A 16141-nucleotide genomic window follows, 5' to 3' on the forward strand; every position below is an offset into this window, starting at 1 on the left:
GAGTGAAACCGACCGCCGCGGGCCGGGCATCGTACCTTTGCCGGCCCGCAGCGCGGGCTCGATTCCCCCACGCATCACCAGTCTGTGTACCTTCATCATGTGGCGTCCTACCTCCCGGAGGCCGTCGTAACCAATGCTCATTTCACCCGCCTGAATGGCCTGGCCAGCGAGTGGATAATTGAGCGAACCGGCATCCAGGAGCGGCGCAAGGCCGGGCCCGGCGAGAATGCCAACACCATGGCCATTGCCGCCACCCGCGCGGCTTTCGCGGCCGCCCCCGCCTTTGCTCCGGATAGCGTCGACCTTATCGTGGTGGGCACCTACACGCCGCACGACACCATTTTCACGGCTGCCCACGCGGTGCAGCGGGACCTGGGCGTGAACGAGATTCCCACGGTCAGCATTTCCTCGGCCTGCTCTTCCTTGCTCAATGCGGTGGAAATCGTGGAAGGCTACTTTGCCATGGGCAAGGCCACCCGCGCCGTGGTGGTGGTGACCGAGCACAACACCGCTTACAACAACGAGGAAGACACCATGGCCGGCCACCTCTGGGGCGATGGTGCCGCCACGCTGCTCATCAGCAAGGAGCGCCTCGCGCCCGACGACCTGCGCATTGCCGAAGTCATCACGGGCGGGGCCGCGCCCGTGAGCAAAGCCGACGAAGCCGTGACCCTGAAGCCGGTGGAGCGCGGCATCGTGATGCCTTTCGGCCGCGACGTGTTCCAGCAGGCCTGCATCTACATGGCCAAGGTGACGCAGCTGCTGCTCGACAAGCACGCCATTGCCACCGACCAACTCACCTACCTCATTCCGCACCAAGCCAACCTGCGCATCTCCAAGAACGTGGTGAAGCAGCTCGGCCTCGACCCGGCCCGCGCCGTGAGCAACATCGAGCGCCTGGGCAACACGGGTTGCGCCGGCGCCGCCATTGGCCTGGCCGAAGTGTGGGACACGCTCAAGGGCGGCGACAAGGTCATCATCACCGTCTTCGGCGGCGGCTACTCCTACGGCGCCATGCTGCTGGAAAAGTAGAGCGTTCACGCGGTAGACGGTCATGCCGTGAACGTCATGCAGAGCGCAGCGAAGCATCTTTACCGCAGCAGTAATTTCAATCGATTGGATTAGTAGTGGCGGTAAAGATGCTTCGCTGCGCTCTGCATGACGTACTTTATTCCATGTTACCTGCTGCCGACGCCTTCCTGCCCGAAATTACCTTCCAGACCAGCCGCAGCAGCGGGCCAGGCGGGCAGAACGTGAACAAGGTGGAGTCGCGCGTGGAGCTGCGCTTTCCCCTGCGCGACTCGCAACTCCTGACCGAGGAGCAAAAGGCCCTGATACTGGAGAAGCTGGCGGGTCAGCTCACTGCCGAGGGCCTGCTATTGGTGACGGCGCAGGACGACCGCAGCCAGCTGCGCAACAAGGAAACTGCCCTGGCCCGCTTCCACGCGCTGCTGCTCAAGAGCCTACGCCGGCCCAAGCCCCGCAAGGCCACCAAGCCCAGCAAAGCCGCCGTGCGCAAGCGCCTGGAAGGCAAAAAGCTGCACAGCGACAAGAAAGCCAGCCGCCGCAAGCTGGACTAATACCACCCACGGCCCCCGGCACATGTGCCGGGGGCCGTGGGTGGTGTGCTCATGCCTATCGGCACATGTGCCGGTACCCATCAGCAGTGTGCCCACGCTTATCGGCACATGTGCCGATGGCCTTGCCCGGTGTGCCTGCATGGCCCGGCACCGGTGCCGGTAGCACAGGAGGCCTGCCGCTGCACCGGGCCGGGAGCAAGGCCGTGCGAACGGGCGGCCTGCTATTTTAGCTGCATGAATCGAAGTCTGGCGTTGATGATGGGAGGACTGCTCGCGCTGGGGCTGAGCAGCTGCCTGGACTGCAAGGAGCAGACCTGTGATTGTTTTTCCGAATTCGAGGACAGCATTCGCCTAGCCTTCGACGTGGACAGCCTGCACGGTGGCTTCCGCAAGGCCGAGCTGGGCGGCGTGTACGTGGTGCGCTACGCCAAGCCCAACTTCGCCACGCCACTTGATACCGTGCGCGAGCAGCCCCGGCAAAACGGCCTGACCTTCTACCAATACGGCATTGTCCTGAACTACCTGTTTGAACCGCGAGGCGGCGAATACGACATCAGTCGCTACAACTATGCCGTGGTGCTGCCAGCCATCGGGCGCCGCTACCAGCTCTCGGAGCTGGAGCTGGCCGGCGAAACCCTCGGCAACAAATGCTGCCGCTGCTACCGCAACACGCGCAAGCGCTTCCAACTCGATGGCCAGTACGTCATTGCCGAGAACATCATCGACCGGCCCGCCGCCTTGCTGCAACGCTAGCGCCGCCCGCGTGCCCGGCGGCGCCCCATACACTTACAGCAGCGTGCCGCGCAGCAGCACCAGCGCCACCGTGAAGTAAATGATGAGGCCCGTCACGTCGACCAGCGTGGCCACGAAGGGCGCGGAGGAAGTGGCCGGGTCCAGCCCCAGGCGCTTGAGGATGAGCGGCAGCATGGAGCCTGCCAGCGAGCCCCACAGCACGATGCCCACCAGCGCGATGCCCACCGTGAGGGCCACCAGCACCCAATGCTCGCCGTAAATGGGCGTGATGCTCTGCCAGATGGCAATGCGCGCAAAGCCCACCACGCCCAGAATCAGCCCCAGGGCCAGGCCCGAGAGGATTTCGCGCCGCAGCACCCGCCACCACTCGCTGAGGGTGAACTCGCCCAAGCTCATGGCCCGGATGATGAGCGAAGTGGCCTGCGAGCCCGAGTTGCCCCCGCTGCTGATGATGAGCGGAATGAACTGCGTGAGCACCAGCGCCCGCTTCAGCTCGCCCTCAAAAAACTGCATGGCCGAGGCCGTGAGCAGCTCGCCCAGAAACAGCACCACCAGCCAGCCGGCCCGCTTCTGCACCATGCGTATGAGCGGCGTGGCCAGGTAGGGTTCGTCCAACGCTTCGGAGCCGCCCAGCTTCTGAATGTCCTCGGTGTCTTCCTCTTCGCGAATGCTCAGGATGTCGTCCTGCGTCACGATGCCGAGCAGCACGCCCGAGTCCGACACCACGGGCAGGGCCACCCGGTCGTTGCGCCGGAAAATGTCGATGGCCTCTTCCTGGTCCTGGTTGGCGTTGAGGCTCACGTAGCGGCGGTCCATGAGGTCGCGCACCCGCGCGGTGGGCGAGGTCAGCAGAAACTCCCGGATGCGGATGTCGTCAATCAGCACGCCGTGGGCATCGGTCACGTAGAGCATGCTCAGCGTTTCGGACTGCCCGCCGTGCTGCCGGATGTAGTCGAGCACCTGCTGCACCGTCCAGTTCTCGCGAATGGCGATGTAGTCGGGCGTCATCAGGCGGCCCACCGAGTATTCGGGGTAGCCCAGCAGCTGCAGCGTCACCTTGCGCTCTTCCTCGCTCAGGCTCTGCACCAGTTCGGCCACGAAGTTGGCGGGCAGAAACTCCAGCAGGGCCGTGCGGTCGTCCGGCGACATCTCGTTCAGGATGTCGGCCATCTTGTCCTGGGCTAGGTTTTCCAGAAAGTGCTTCTGCACTTCCAGGTCGAGGTATTCGAACACCTCGGTGGCCAGCTTCAGCGGCAGCAGCCGGAAGATGATGAGCTGCTCCCGTTCTTCTTCCTCCTCAATAAGGGCCACCAGCTCAGACGGCTGGAAGTCGCGGAGCAGCTGCTTAAGCTTGAAAAATTCGCCCTCCTGAATCAGGGACGTGATGGTTTCTACAGTTTGCGGCTGCATGAAATGAGGGCGGGAGGTGCTTCGCTAGGCAAGCAGAGTTGGGGAACGGATAATTGCGGCGCAAAAGTAGGGCGAAGCCGGCGGTAAACAGGCAGCCCAACGCACAGAAAAGCCGGGCATATCGGGTGTTTGCGTCGGGCCGTGGTTGTCATTCTGAGTGCAGCGAAGGACCTTCTCATGCTCGCTGCCGTATGGTGGGAGCGTGGCAAGGTTCTTCGCTGTGCTCAGGATGACTGCTCCACATTCCGGCATTCATCGCATCTTGTTCCCCCAACCCCGTGCCCATGCCCCTCGATATTACCGCTACCGCTGCCACGCGCGGCACCCTCGTCCTGCTAGGCGGCGGCGACGACGACCCCATGCTGGCCCTGCTCGCCGGCCTGCTCGCCGACCGCGCGGCCCCCATCGAAATCCTCACCACGGCCACCCGGCGCCAGCCCTCGCGCACAGCCGCCGCCTACGCCCACGCCCTGCACCAGCTGGGCTGCCCGAACGTGGGCCACCTGCGCGCCGACGAAAACAACCCCGCCGACGACCCCGCCACGCTGGACAAGCTGCGCCGGGCCAAGCTCATCTTCATGAGCGGCGGCGACCAGGAACGCCTCACGGAGTTTTTGCTGAATACCGAATTTCTGGAAATCCTCAAAGACAAGTATCGTGGCGAGGAAGGCTTCCTGCTGGCCGGCACCAGCGCCGGTGCCTCCGCCATGGCCGAGTTCATGCTGGTGGACGGCTACGGCTGGCGCGGCCTCGTGCGCGGGCGCATCGAGGTGCAGCCCGGCCTGGGCCTGCTGCCCGGCGTGCTCCTCGACCAGCACTTTGCCGAGCGGGCCCGCTACCCGCGCCTCATGCACGGCGTGCTGGCCCAGCCCAACCTGCTGGGCATCGGCCTCAGCGAAGAAACGGGCCTCATCGTGCACCCCGCCCAGGCGGCGGAGGTGTTTGGCGAGGGCGTGGTGGTGGTGGTCGACGCGGCCCACGTCACCCACAACAACCTGCCCGAAGTGGCTGAGGGCCAGTTCATCAGTGCCCACGGCGTGCAGCTGCACATCCTGGTGGCGGGCCAGCAGCTCAGCCTGCCCACCCGGGCGGTTTCATTGGGTGAATGAGTGGAGTACTTGGTTTGATGTTCAGTTTGCGCAAGCCGCACAGTCAAAACAGCAAATCCACTAACCTACTACTTCACTCATTCACGCCGGGCACCAAAGCGTCCTACATTTGCGTTGATGCGGCGAAATTATTTGGTGCTTTTCATGCGTAATTCTCGTTTGTGGCTGCGGCCGCTGCGTTTCCTGAGTGTTTTGGTGCTGGCGCTCACGCTGCTGCCGTGGGCGTGCACGCGCAAAACGGTGTCCTTCAAATCCACGCCCGACGAGCCGGTAGCGGCCCTCGTGTCCGACACGCTCACGCGGCCCGGCGACACGCTCAAGGGCAAGCCCTCGCTCAGCACCGAGCGCAAAGTGGCCCTCACCAAAGAGCAGGAAAAAGCTGCCAAAGACGCCGACAAGGACGCTCAGCGCAAAGCCAAAAAGAAGAAAAAGAACGTCTTCCTGGGCGAGAAAATCAAGAAAGCCTTCGTGAAGAGTGGCCCCAAAGGCCGCAACCAGAAAATTGCCATTTTCTACTTCCTGAAGTACCCTAAAACCCTGAGCGACTACGCGCCGGCGCACTATTACTACGACACCAAGAAGCACAAAATCTTGAAGCTGGCGGCCGTGGAGGAGGACGCGTCCACCCTCAAGATTTTGCACGGGCCCTACCGGGTGATGCAGGACAACAAGGTGATTGAGAGCGGCTATTACGCGTTGGGCACCCGGCACTTGCGCTGGGAAACCTTCGACAGAAACGGCGTGCTGCTGACCAAAACCCACTACGAAATGGGCTTCCCGCGCGACGCCAACGTGAGCTACTACGGCGAAGACCGAGCAAAAATCAACGAGGTGGTGCCCTACGTGAACGGTAAGCTCGAAGGCGATTACGCCAAGTTTCTCGACAACGGCCAGCCCGACTGGCGCGGCCAGTTCGAAAACGGCAAGCGCGTGGGCATCTGGACCAAGTACTGGGGCTTCCGCGGCCGTCGGCGCTACGAGTACCAATACGCCGAATCCGGCTACGACCCCGAAGTGAAGGACCCCGAGCTCGTGCGGGAGTACAACCGCAACGCCACCCTTATCTACGACAAAGAAAAGAACCTCGACAAGCGCGGCCAGGCCGAAGCCGAGGACCGCCCCGGCCAGACCCGTCGCCCCGGCTACACCCCCCGCACTGTGCCCAAAGCCGCACCCAAAGTGGCCCCCCGCAAGAAGTAAGGGGCTGATTTGCTGATTTGTTAGTGTGCTGATGTGCTCACAAGCGGAATTTGGTGCATCGACAACACATCAGCACATTAACAAATCAGCAAATCAATAAAAGGCATCCTCGAAATGCTCCAGCCGAAAGCCCTGGCTGAGCAACGTCAGGGCCACGATGTCGAAGCGGATGTCGCCGCGCCAGTCCAGCTCATCCTGCAAATGCGTGGCCGCCAGCCGGAATAATTCCTTCTTGCGGGCCGAAACGAAGGTTTCCGGGGCACCAAACTGGCTGCCAGAGCGGGTTTTTACTTCCACAAACACCAGCAGAGCGTTGCCCTGGCGCAGCACCAGGTCCACTTCGGCGCGGCCGTGCCGGTAGCCGCGCGCCAGCACCTCGTAGCCCTGGGCCTGGAAGTAGTCGGCGGCGGCGGTTTCGCCGGCTTGCCCTAGTTCGTGGGGAGCGTGCGCCATAAGAAAGAGGAGGGGAGAAGAACCAGGAGTATTTGGCGGGCGCAAGCTAACCGCAGGAAGGCGTTAAGCCAACCACCGGTCGGTGCAAGCCAATGCCTACGGCGCTTAGTACCTTTGCGTCCCGTTTCACCAACCCCCGCTCATGGCTTCTTCCGTAGACATGGTTCCGGCCGCGCCCCTCGCGGCCCTTCGCGCCGATGACGCCCAGCCGTTCGCCAACCGGACGGTGGAGGTGCGCCGGCTGGGCTTGGTCGACTACGTGCCCACCTGGGAGTTGCAAGAAGAGTTGATGGCCGCCACGCTGGCCATCAAAACCCAGAACCGCGCGGCCGAAACCACCGGCGCCCTGCCCCAGCCCACGCCCAACTACCTGCTGCTCTGCGAACACCCGCACACCTACACGCTGGGCAAAAGCGGCAAGCCCGAGCACCTCTTGCTCAACGACGAGGCCCTGACGGAGCACCACGCCAGCTTCCACCGCATCAACCGCGGGGGCGACATCACCTACCACGGCCCCGGCCAGCTGGTGGGCTACCCCATTCTCGACCTCGACAATTTTCGCCCCGACATCCACTGGTACCTGCGCGTGCTGGAGGAGGCCGTCATTCGCACCCTGGCCGGGTACGGGCTAAACGCCGGCCGGATTGCCGGCCTCACCGGCGTGTGGCTGGGTTGGGAAGAAGGCGCCGCCAACCCGCGCAAAATCTGCGCCCTCGGCGTGAAGTGCAGCCGCTGGGTCACGCTGCACGGCTTCGCTCTGAACGTGGCGCCTGATTTGTCGTATTTCGGCCACATCGTGCCCTGCGGCATCCCCGACAAAGCCGTGACCTCGCTGGCTCAGGAGCTGGGCAGGGCCGTGGCGGTGGCCGAAGTGCAGGAACGCTTGCTTCCTCATTTGGCCGAGCTGCTGGGCTCCCGCCTCATCTGAGCGACATCCTCCAGCGACCGCAAAAAGCCGTCATCATCCGTTAAATTCCGTTTAATCTGCGGTCTGTGAAACAAGACATTTCCTTCGACCCCGTGGAGGGCGTTTCCGTTGCCATCATCCCCGACAACGAGGCCCTGACGCCCGACGGCCAGCCGCTGTGGCAGGTGTACCTGCTGAACCACAACGACTTTCCGTTGCAAAACGTCATCGTGAATGCCAACGGCTACGGCCAGCAGCCCGACGGCGAAAAGGTGCGCACCTCCACGCTGCGCTACGTTTTTGAGGAAGTGCCGCCCCGCACGGCCGTGCCCGTCGAGCCCATCGACCCGGCCCTGTTTCACCTCAACAACCAGTACTGGGTGAGCTACTACCACGGCCCCCAGATTTTCGACAAGAAATTCATTTTCGTGCCCGATTCCATCGTGGCCGACAACTTCACGCACATTGCCCTGCTCGACCAGTTGGGCGTGCTGCACAGCTAAGCCGCCGCTTCCGGCGGCCGTAGTCATTGCTTTCTAACGTATTTATATGAACCATTTCGATATTCCTTTGGGCCTGTCGTGGATGTGGGCGCTGCTGGTGTCGCTGTTTGCCGTGCCGTCCATCATTTACATCGCCCACCTCAAAAACATGCTGGATACGCCCAACGGGCGCACCGTGCACCAGTCGCTCACGCCGCGCCTGGGCGGGGTGGCCGTGTTTGCCGGGTTCATGTCGGCCCTCACCATCTTCGCCCCCCTGCAAAACGGCGTGAAGGAGCTGCTGGCCGGCTGCATCATCCTGTTTTTTGTGGGCCTGAAGGATGACCTGGTGGGCATGTCGGTGGCCAAGAAATTTGTGGGTCAGCTGCTGGCCACGGGCATTGTGATGATAATGGCCGACGTGCGCATCACCAGCTTCCAGGGCATCCTTGGCATCGGCACGCTGCCGGTGGGGGTTAGCTACGCTTTCACGCTCGCCGTCATCGTGGGCATCACCAACGCCATCAACCTCATCGACGGCCTCGACGGCCTGGCCGGCACCATCGTGCTGATTATCTGCGGCACGTTCGGCTACTATTTCTATCAGCACGGCGGGCCTTATTTTAGCAACTATGCCTACGTGGCGCTCTGCCTCATTGGCGGGCTGCTGGGCTTTTTGCGCTACAACTTCCACCGCGCGCCCATTTTCATGGGCGACACCGGCTCGCTGGTTTGCGGCTTCATCGTATCGGTGCTGGCCATTCAGTTCATCGAGATGGGGCTTAAAGTGGGCCAGCCCTTCGGGGCGGCGGCACCCTCGGTGGCCGTGGGCATTTTGTTTGTGCCGTTGTTCGATACCATCCGGGTGTTTTCTCTGCGCATGCTGGCCGGCCGCTCGCCCTTCGCCCCCGACAAAAACCACATTCACCACCGCATCCTGGCCATGGGCTTCCAGCAAATCAGCACCGTGCTACTGCTAGGCCTGCTCAACGTGCTGGTGATTTTGTTCGTCATCCGTTTCGCCAGCCTGGGCAACACCATCCTGATTGCGGCGCTGGCCGGCTTCTCGGCCCTCCTCAGCATCTTCTTCGGCGTGTACCAGAGCCGCATTTCCCGCCGGCAGCTGCTGGCGGCCAATGGCAGCAACTAGCCCTCGCACTATGTGGCGCGCAGCACGCATCTCCTGGCTTCTGGTGTGGGGCGTATGCTTCGCCCTGGCCGGCGGCGTGCGCCCGGCCCGGGCCAGCGAGTACAAGCAGCTGCCTCCCGCCTCGCCCGCCTCGCTATCGGCCGACTGGCTCATCCACGACGCGGCTCGCAACCGGCTGGTTTTTTACCTGCCGGGCTACCACCAGCCGGCGCACGCCTACTACCAATGGGTGCGCATCAGCCGCAATCAGTCCTTCCCCTTGTCATTTGCCGCCCAGCCCGGGCTGAGCCTTTTTCTTGACAACCAGCTCATCTTCAATGCCCGAGCCGCTACCACTTATTCGCTCGATTTGGCGCAGCTCCTGCCCGCGCAGTTGGCGCCGGGCAAGCATCTGCTGGCGGTGTGGCAGCCCGACGGGTCGCCCGCTCTGGCTTCTTTCTCGGGGCTGAGCCCCGTGAGCGCCGCGGGCCATGCCACCGCCCGCACCGGGCAAGCCCAGCCCCGCCTGCCCGGCCCCCAGGGCCAGAACGTGTATCTGGCCTTCCTGCTGGTGCTGGGCTTGTCTTATGGAGCGGTGCGCACCACCTACCAGCCCGGCCTCGCCCGCATCTTCCAGATTGACGAGCTTTTCAGCAACAGCAGCGACCAGCAAGCCTTCCTGGCCAAGCCGGCCTTCTCGCTGCTCAACTTGCTGCTAGTGGTCCTGTTTGCGTTTTCCTTCGCGCTGCTGCTCACCGCCATCCACACCGACCTGCAAAACCTGCCCCTGCTGCGCCGCTTTTTCGACGTGCCCGAAACCGCCATCGTGGCCCGGGTGCTGCTGTACACGGCCATCATCACGGCTTTCGTCTTGGGCAAGTACGCGTACGTGGGGGTGCTGGCCTACATCTTTGGCCTGCAGCCGTTGGTCAACGTGCAGTACCGGGAATTTTTGCGGACCACGCTGCTGGCGGGGCTATTTTTGCCCGTGGTGCTGCTGCTCTACCTCAGCCTCAACAGCGGGCATCCCCGCACAGTGGCGTGGGCCGCCAGCGCCGCCATTGCCGTGGTGCTGGTGGGCACCGTGCTGCGCGTGGCCCGCACCTTGCACCAGCACGCCTCCCTGCTGAATCTGCATTTGTTTGCCTACCTTTGCGCTACTGAAGTATTGCCTTTATTGGTTTTACTTAAACTTATTGTCTTTACGTACTGATTGGCGTCGGGCCGCGCGGTCCGCATTAGTTCATTCTCCTCCTCTTATTGTCCTAGCATTACCCTTTTTTTTCCTGTATGGCCGAGAGTGCAGATAAGCCGGGCACAGGCCGGCACGCCAAGCGCATCAGTAGCATCCTGGTTACCCAGCCCAAGCCCGCCAACGACGTTTCTCCCTACTTCGCCATTGCCGAGAAATACGGCATTAAGGTGGATTTTCGCGAGTTTATTGACGTACAGCCGGTGTCCTACAAGGACTTCCGACGCGAAAAAATCAACCTCCTCGACTTTACGGCCGTCATTTTCACGAGCCGCAACGCCGTCGACCACTTTTTCCGCATCTGTCAGGAAGCCAAGCTGGAAATGCCCGCAGAAATGAAGTATTTCTGCATTTCCGAGCAAACGGCTAACTACCTGCAGAAGTACATCGTGCTGCGCAAGCGTAAGCTCTTCGTGGGCGAGCGCACCGCTGCCGACTTGTTCGATGTCATCAAAAAGCACAAGGGGGAGAATTTTTTGTACCCCTGTTCCGATATTCGCAAGGACGACTTGCCCGTGTTCATGCGGGCCAACAACCTCAAGTTTTCGGAAGCCGTCATCTACCGCACAGTGGCCAGCGACTTGTCCGATTTGTCGGACGTGAAGTACGATTGCATCGCCTTTTTCAGCCCGTCCGGCATCAGTTCGCTGTTCATCAACTTTCCTGATTTTGTGCAGGACGGCACCCGAATTGCGGCTTTTGGCCCCACTACGGCCAAGGCCGTCATCGACGCCGGGCTCATTCTCGACATCGAAGCCCCGCATCCCAATGCCCCGTCGATGACGGGCGCCATCGAGGCGTACATCCGGCGGCATGCGCAGCCCGACGTGGGCAAGCCAGCTCCCAAAAACGCCAAACCCGACGCCTGATTTAGGTAATCGACTGAAAACCGGAGCAAGCCCTTTGCCCCGGTTTTTTTGGCCCAAGTTTTTTGGCCGCGCTTTTTCCCTTACATTTGGAAGCGAGTCTTCCACTCGCACCACCCAACTTCCACCTCCCTCTTCTTTCACCCCCCGTTACCACCTGTCCCTATGAAAGGAACGTTACTTGCGACCCTCTTTTGCGTGGCCGCAGCTGGCTCGGCGTATGCTCAGCAACAGCCCCAGTTCACCCACTACGCCTTCAACGGCATGGCCCTGAACCCCGCCTACGCCGGCATCAAAGGAAACGGGGAATTCAACCTGATTGGTCGTTACCAATACTACAACTACGGCAATTTCGGCGACGCCAACGGCTCGCCCCGGACCGGCCTGTTTTCGGCCTCTATGCCCATTCTGGCCACCGGCGGTGGCGTGGGCGCCGTGGTGTACTATGACCAAGTGGGCCAGTCGAAAATGACCAACGCCTCGCTCTCCTACTCGCAGCACATCAAGCTGGGCGAGGGCAAACTGGGCATCGGCATCCAGGGCATCTATACCTACCTGAGCAAAGGCACCTACATCGCCATCGATAAGTACGACGTGAACGTGCCCAGCGGCGCTTCCGACAGCAAGTTCGACGCCGGCGTGGGCCTGTGGTACGAGTCGCCGAAATTCTATGCGGGCATTAGCATGAACAACCTGCTGCGCTCGAAGTACACGTTCAAGAGCGCTGGCGTACCGGACCCGCAAACCGGCAAGATAGGAGGTACTCCCAACCAGTACATTGCCGAAAACCACGCCTACTTCACCGCGGGCTACAATATCGACGCCTCGTCCTCCGTTGTAGTGACGCCAACCGTGTTGGTGAAGTCCGTACTGCCGGGTGATTTCGCCAGCAGCAACAAATTTAGCAACTCCAAGAACTACTCTTTTGAAGGCGGCGTTCGGGCAACGATTGACGACAAGTATTGGATAGGTGCTAACTATCGCACCGAAGAATCCGTTTCGGGCCTTCTGGGCATCAGCTTTGCCAAAGACAACGCGGTGCGCCTGGGGTACGCTTTCGACTTCATTGCCTTCAACCAGGATGCCCGTGCGTTCGGTTCACACGAAATTATGCTCTCCTACCGCTTGCCCAAGGCCGCTGCTAATATTCGCCCGGCCATCCGCACGCCCCGTTACAGCTTCTAATTTTCCTATTTCTCATTCGCACCTCAGAATGAGCATTATCCTATTCAGTTAGGATAAATTTTAGGCGGCTTCGCAAAATATAATACGGATTAACCGAGTTATTTGCGCTATTCAGCGTGTTTACCCCGAATTTGGCCCTGTGCAGCGAAACGTAGGTATTGCACAGTTTCCTAATTTAGTGTAGATTTGCCAGCCCTTCTAAATGTACTTTAGCGGTATCGGTATCTAAAAACAGAATTTTAACTCACATGAACAAGCTTCTAGCATTATCCCTTTTTGCTATCTCCGGGACGTTATTAGGCGGGTGTTTTGGCAAAGGACCCACGGGTGACCTGGTTGGTTCTGAGGACCGGCCCTTCTTTATTCCGCAGGAAGTGCCTTATGGCATGGTGCCCTGCCCCGGTGGCACGTTCCACATGGGCCAGACCGACCAGGACATCTCGGCTTCTATGGTAAACATGAATAAGCAGGTAACCATCGCCGGCTTCTACATGGACGAAACGGAGATTACCAACAACGAATACCGCCAGTTTGTGGATGCCATCAAGCAGGACTCGCTCGACGTTTTGGGCGAGGAGTACGTGATGACGGAATTGTACCCCGATACCACAGTTTGGGTGCGCGACTTCACCTACCACATGGGTGACCCGCTGCTCGAATACTACTACACCCATCCGGCTTTTGATGACTATCCGGTGGTTGGCGTTGACTGGTTTGCCGCCAAATACTTCTGCAACTGGCGCACCAAGTTCCGGAATGCCGCACGTGAGGAATCGGGCTACGCCAACGACCCCAACTTCCGCCTGCCTTCCGAAGCCGAATGGGAATACGCCGCCCGCGGCGGCCGCGACCTGGCTACTTACCCTTGGGGTGGCCCATACCTGCGCAACACCAAAGGCTGCATGCTGGCCAACTTTAAACCCGGCCGCGGCGACTATGCCTCCGACGGCTTTGCTTACACCTCGGAAGTCGGCTCCTTCTTCCCCAACGACTTTGGCCTGTATGACATGGCCGGCAACGTCTCGGAATGGTGCGACGATGCCTACATGGAAGCGTCGGTACCGGTGGTGTGGGACTTGAATCCGACCAACCCGGATGACAACGAACCCCGGAAAGTGGTGCGGGGCGGCTCCTGGAAAGACATTGCTTACTTCCTCGAAACCGGCACTCGCAACTTTGAATACCAAGACTCGGCACGGTCTTACATTGGTTTCCGCTGCTCGATGATTCAAATTGGGATGGGTACCAATAGCTCCCTCAACTAAGGCTACAGCACAATATTATCACAACCACCCTCCCCCTTCTAACACCTTCTTCAACCCCCCTTTCAAGTTAAATTCTCATGGCAGCTAAAGGAAGTTTTCTCTATGACACGCTGATGCCCAAAATCTATGGCCTCGGCGCAGCAGTAGTTATCGTTGGTGCTTTGTTTAAAATTGAACACTGGGCTGGTGCTGACACTATGCTCATCGTGGGTCTCGGCACCGAAGCCCTCATCTTTGCCCTCAGCGCGTTCCAGCCCCAGCACAAAGAGCACGACTGGTCGCTGGTGTACCCCGAATTGAGCGAAGGCTACGACCCTTCGACCGGCAGCAACAGCTTCTCGACCGATAACTCGGCCAAGGGCCTGACCATGAAGCTGGACGATATGCTGAAAAACGCCAACGTAACTCCGGAAGCTATTTCGAACCTCGGCCAGGGCCTGAATCGTCTGAGCACCACCACCTCGCAGCTTTCGCAACTGGGCGAAGCCACCAACGTCACCGACGAGTACACCAAGAAAGTACGCTCGGCCGCTGATTCGCTGGAAAAAATCAACGTGGCATACTCGAACACCGTCGATGCTATTTCGGCCATGTCGAATGCTACCTCCGATGCCAAAGAGTATCACATGCAGGTGCAGAACGTGACCAAAAACCTGGGTGCGCTGAATGCAGTGTACGAAATGGAACTCCAGGATGCCAACACGCACCTGAAGTCCATGAACCAGTTCTACGGCACGCTCAGCAAAGCCATGGAAAACATGACGCAGGCTGGTAAAGACACCGAAAGCTTCCAAAAGCAAGTGGCTGACCTGACGGGCAACCTGACTTCCCTCAACCGCGTGTACGGCAACATGCTGAATGCCATGCGGGCCGGCGCTCAAGCCTAAGCGCTTTTTATCATTCCTTCCACCAATTTTTTTAGCGGAACCAGATAATGGCAGGCGGAAAAGAAACCCCGCGGCAGAAGATGATTGGCATGATGTACCTCGTGCTAACCGCTCTTCTGGCGCTTCAAGTGAACTCAGCGATTCTGCTGAAGTTCAAGTTCATCGATGACAGCCTGTTGGGTGTTAACGATAAGACCTCAGTAGGTGCCGACGGTACAGTGAAAGGCATCCAGGCTGCTGTGCAGAAAAACAACAACCAGCCGGGTGACTTGGCGGTGCTGAAGCAAAGCGAAGAAATTCGCACCAAGACCAAAGAGTTGGTTGCCTACCTGCGCGACGTTCGGCAAAAGCTGCTGACCGCAACCGAGAACAAAGGTCCTGAAATGACCAACCTGAGCGGTGAAGACAAGGTAGCCATCACCATGCTCGGCGGTCAGAAGCACAACGGCATTGCGTACACCGGCCTCAAGCCGAAGCTGAACGAGTATTCAGACTACATCAAGCAGTTCGTGCCAACCGCAGTTCCGTTGGCAATCGATGCGAAAGATGACCCCCGCGTGACGGAGAAGGCGCAGAAGAACAAAAACTTCGCCGAACTCAACTTCGAGAACACGCCGGTAGTGGCTGCTTTGGCAACCATTTCGCAGAAAGAAACCGAGGTGCTGAAGTACGAAGCGGACGCTCTGTCGGCGCTGGCTCAGAAAGTGGGTGCCAAAACGATTGTGTTCGACAAAATTGGTGCTTTTGCTAGCGCCGAGTCCAATACGGTGGCCGCCGGCACGAAGTACAAGGCTGAGCTTTTCCTGACGGCTTCGGCCTCCACCATCAGCCCGAAAATGACGTTGAACGGTTCGCCCATTTCCGTGGGCCCCGATGGTCACGGCAAGGTTGAATTCACCGCTAAACCCGGCTCTTTTAACGCAGAAGGCATTGCTAAAGCTTCCTGGACGGGCACGATTCGCTTCAACCAGAATGGCCGCGACACCACTTTCGTGAAGAAAGTTGAGTACAACATTACCAAGCCGGTGATGCAGATTCAGTCGGCTTCGGTGCAGGCGCTGTACTTCAAGTGCGGCAACAAGCTGAACGTATCGGTCCCTGCTCTGGGCGCTCAGTACAAGCCCAGCTTCTCGGCTTCGGGCGCTTCGGCCATCCAGGGCGCTAAAGTTGGCGACGTAACCTTGATTCCGAATTCGAGGGAAGTAACCCTGAACGTGAGCAGCGGCGGCAACCCCATTGGTTCGCAGACCTTCCAGGTTCGTCCCATTCCCAAGCCTACCATTCAGTGTTTCGTAGGCGGCCGTGAGGCCAATGAGAAGCAGGGCACTCCCGGCACCGCCGTACGCTCGATGACGCTGAAAGCCGTTCCGGATGCTGGCTTTGCCACCTTCCTGCCGGAAGATGCGCGCTTCCGCGTGACGCGCTACGAAGTAACCCTCGTGCGTGGCCGTCGCCCGGCGCTGGCTACCAAAACCATTAGCGGCCCGCAGGCTGACCTCAGCGACGTGGTGAATGCTTACCGTGACGGCGACCGTCTCTATGTGGAAGTGAAGGAAGTGCAGCGCATGAATTTCCAGGGCACTACCGAGCCGGTGAGCGTTTCCAAGCAATTTAATATCCCCCTGCTGTAATATCTGTGGCGTGTCCACGTTAGCGAACTATC

At 60.0% G+C, this 16141-nt stretch carries 16 protein-coding genes; 14 read left to right on the forward strand and 2 right to left on the reverse strand.

Translation table 11 applies throughout. From position 1 onward, the window contains the following. Positions 1 to 84 precede the first annotated feature (84 nt). The 3 genes from I2H31_RS10445 (at position 85) to I2H31_RS10455 (ending at position 2333) form a co-directional block, all read left to right on the forward strand. A complete protein-coding gene (locus tag I2H31_RS10445; RefSeq protein WP_196292980.1) occupies positions 85 to 1032 on the forward strand; it encodes a 3-oxoacyl-ACP synthase III family protein in 948 nt (315 codons plus the stop codon). Between the two features lie 143 nt (positions 1033 to 1175). Further along, positions 1176 to 1580: an alternative ribosome rescue aminoacyl-tRNA hydrolase ArfB gene (gene arfB, locus I2H31_RS10450; RefSeq protein ID WP_196292981.1), complete on the forward strand. Its 405-nt coding sequence runs from the start codon at positions 1176 to 1178 to the stop codon at positions 1578 to 1580. Positions 1581 to 1814: 234 nt separating this feature from the next. Next, on the forward strand, positions 1815 to 2333 hold the full coding sequence (locus I2H31_RS10455; protein WP_196292982.1) for a hypothetical protein: 519 nt from the start codon (positions 1815 to 1817) through the stop codon (positions 2331 to 2333). Positions 2334 to 2366: 33 nt separating this feature from the next. Here the strand turns inward: I2H31_RS10455 and mgtE are convergent, their stop codons facing one another. Next, positions 2367 to 3743 (reverse strand): magnesium transporter, encoded by a 1377-nt coding sequence (gene mgtE / locus I2H31_RS10460; RefSeq protein WP_196292983.1) that lies wholly within the window; start codon positions 3741 to 3743, stop codon positions 2367 to 2369. A 284-nt stretch (positions 3744 to 4027) separates the two neighbouring features. On the opposite strand from mgtE, the gene I2H31_RS10465 reads away from it, so the two are divergent. Then, positions 4028 to 4852, forward strand: coding sequence for a cyanophycinase (locus I2H31_RS10465; RefSeq protein ID WP_196292984.1), 825 nt, complete (start codon positions 4028 to 4030; stop codon positions 4850 to 4852). A 144-nt stretch (positions 4853 to 4996) separates the two neighbouring features. Then, the gene (locus I2H31_RS10470; RefSeq protein ID WP_196292985.1) at positions 4997 to 6052 is read left to right on the forward strand and encodes a toxin-antitoxin system YwqK family antitoxin; all 1056 of its coding nucleotides are present in this window, start codon (positions 4997 to 4999) and stop codon (positions 6050 to 6052) included. A gap of 93 nt (positions 6053 to 6145) precedes the next feature. On the opposite strand, the gene I2H31_RS10475 is transcribed toward I2H31_RS10470, so the two are convergent. Then, positions 6146 to 6505 carry a YraN family protein gene (locus tag I2H31_RS10475; RefSeq protein ID WP_196292986.1) on the reverse strand — a complete coding sequence of 120 codons (360 nt, stop codon included), beginning with the start codon at positions 6503 to 6505 and terminating at the stop codon, positions 6146 to 6148. Positions 6506 to 6665: 160 nt separating this feature from the next. Here I2H31_RS10475 and lipB point away from each other — a divergent pair, with 160 nt between their 5' ends. From lipB to porM, 9 genes are all read left to right on the forward strand, one after another. Further along, positions 6666 to 7433, forward strand: coding sequence for a lipoyl(octanoyl) transferase LipB (gene lipB / locus I2H31_RS10480; RefSeq protein ID WP_196293185.1), 768 nt, complete (start codon positions 6666 to 6668; stop codon positions 7431 to 7433). 65 nt (positions 7434 to 7498) lie between these two features. Next, positions 7499 to 7915, forward strand: coding sequence for a hypothetical protein (locus I2H31_RS10485; RefSeq protein WP_196292987.1), 417 nt, complete (start codon positions 7499 to 7501; stop codon positions 7913 to 7915). 46 nt (positions 7916 to 7961) lie between these two features. Further along, positions 7962 to 9044 carry an MraY family glycosyltransferase gene (locus I2H31_RS10490; RefSeq protein WP_230687671.1) on the forward strand — a complete coding sequence of 361 codons (1083 nt, stop codon included), beginning with the start codon at positions 7962 to 7964 and terminating at the stop codon, positions 9042 to 9044. A 10-nt stretch (positions 9045 to 9054) separates the two neighbouring features. Then, entirely contained in the window at positions 9055 to 10236 is a 1182-nt protein-coding gene (locus I2H31_RS10495; RefSeq protein WP_196292988.1) for a DUF4271 domain-containing protein, read from the forward strand. 77 nt (positions 10237 to 10313) lie between these two features. Further along, positions 10314 to 11144 (forward strand): uroporphyrinogen-III synthase, encoded by an 831-nt coding sequence (locus tag I2H31_RS10500; RefSeq protein WP_196292989.1) that lies wholly within the window; start codon positions 10314 to 10316, stop codon positions 11142 to 11144. A 162-nt stretch (positions 11145 to 11306) separates the two neighbouring features. Then, positions 11307 to 12326 carry a PorP/SprF family type IX secretion system membrane protein gene (locus I2H31_RS10505; RefSeq protein ID WP_196292990.1) on the forward strand — a complete coding sequence of 340 codons (1020 nt, stop codon included), beginning with the start codon at positions 11307 to 11309 and terminating at the stop codon, positions 12324 to 12326. A gap of 248 nt (positions 12327 to 12574) precedes the next feature. After that, entirely contained in the window at positions 12575 to 13591 is a 1017-nt protein-coding gene (gene porK, locus I2H31_RS10510) for a T9SS ring complex lipoprotein PorK/GldK (RefSeq protein ID WP_190926681.1), read from the forward strand. A 113-nt stretch (positions 13592 to 13704) separates the two neighbouring features. Then, positions 13705 to 14478 carry a type IX secretion system motor protein PorL/GldL gene (gene porL, locus I2H31_RS10515; RefSeq protein ID WP_196292991.1) on the forward strand — a complete coding sequence of 258 codons (774 nt, stop codon included), beginning with the start codon at positions 13705 to 13707 and terminating at the stop codon, positions 14476 to 14478. A gap of 47 nt (positions 14479 to 14525) precedes the next feature. Then, positions 14526 to 16109 carry a type IX secretion system motor protein PorM/GldM gene (gene porM, locus I2H31_RS10520; RefSeq protein ID WP_196292992.1) on the forward strand — a complete coding sequence of 528 codons (1584 nt, stop codon included), beginning with the start codon at positions 14526 to 14528 and terminating at the stop codon, positions 16107 to 16109. Positions 16110 to 16141: the final 32 nt, after the last annotated feature.

The organism is Hymenobacter ruricola, assembly GCF_015694525.1.
In the GTDB taxonomy this organism is placed as follows: Bacteria; Bacteroidota; Bacteroidia; order Cytophagales; family Hymenobacteraceae; genus Hymenobacter; species Hymenobacter ruricola.

What these genes read in the sequence shown, in the direction of transcription:
- I2H31_RS10455 (WP_196292982.1), top strand. Translation starts at nt 1,815, where the DNA reads ATGAATCGAAGTCTGGCGTTGATGATGGGAGGACTGCTCGCGCTGGGG.
- mgtE (WP_196292983.1), bottom strand. Translation starts at nt 3,743, where the DNA reads ATGCAGCCGCAAACTGTAGAAACCATCACGTCCCTGATTCAGGAGGGC.
- arfB (WP_196292981.1), top strand. Translation starts at nt 1,176, where the DNA reads ATGTTACCTGCTGCCGACGCCTTCCTGCCCGAAATTACCTTCCAGACC.
- porM (WP_196292992.1), top strand. Translation starts at nt 14,526, where the DNA reads ATGGCAGGCGGAAAAGAAACCCCGCGGCAGAAGATGATTGGCATGATG.
- I2H31_RS10500 (WP_196292989.1), top strand. Translation starts at nt 10,314, where the DNA reads ATGGCCGAGAGTGCAGATAAGCCGGGCACAGGCCGGCACGCCAAGCGC.
- I2H31_RS10470 (WP_196292985.1), top strand. Translation starts at nt 4,997, where the DNA reads ATGCGTAATTCTCGTTTGTGGCTGCGGCCGCTGCGTTTCCTGAGTGTT.
- porK (WP_190926681.1), top strand. Translation starts at nt 12,575, where the DNA reads ATGAACAAGCTTCTAGCATTATCCCTTTTTGCTATCTCCGGGACGTTA.
- porL (WP_196292991.1), top strand. Translation starts at nt 13,705, where the DNA reads ATGCCCAAAATCTATGGCCTCGGCGCAGCAGTAGTTATCGTTGGTGCT.
- I2H31_RS10465 (WP_196292984.1), top strand. Translation starts at nt 4,028, where the DNA reads ATGCCCCTCGATATTACCGCTACCGCTGCCACGCGCGGCACCCTCGTC.
- lipB (WP_196293185.1), top strand. Translation starts at nt 6,666, where the DNA reads ATGGTTCCGGCCGCGCCCCTCGCGGCCCTTCGCGCCGATGACGCCCAG.
- I2H31_RS10475 (WP_196292986.1), bottom strand. Translation starts at nt 6,505, where the DNA reads ATGGCGCACGCTCCCCACGAACTAGGGCAAGCCGGCGAAACCGCCGCC.
- I2H31_RS10505 (WP_196292990.1), top strand. Translation starts at nt 11,307, where the DNA reads ATGAAAGGAACGTTACTTGCGACCCTCTTTTGCGTGGCCGCAGCTGGC.
- I2H31_RS10490 (WP_230687671.1), top strand. Translation starts at nt 7,962, where the DNA reads ATGAACCATTTCGATATTCCTTTGGGCCTGTCGTGGATGTGGGCGCTG.
- I2H31_RS10495 (WP_196292988.1), top strand. Translation starts at nt 9,055, where the DNA reads ATGTGGCGCGCAGCACGCATCTCCTGGCTTCTGGTGTGGGGCGTATGC.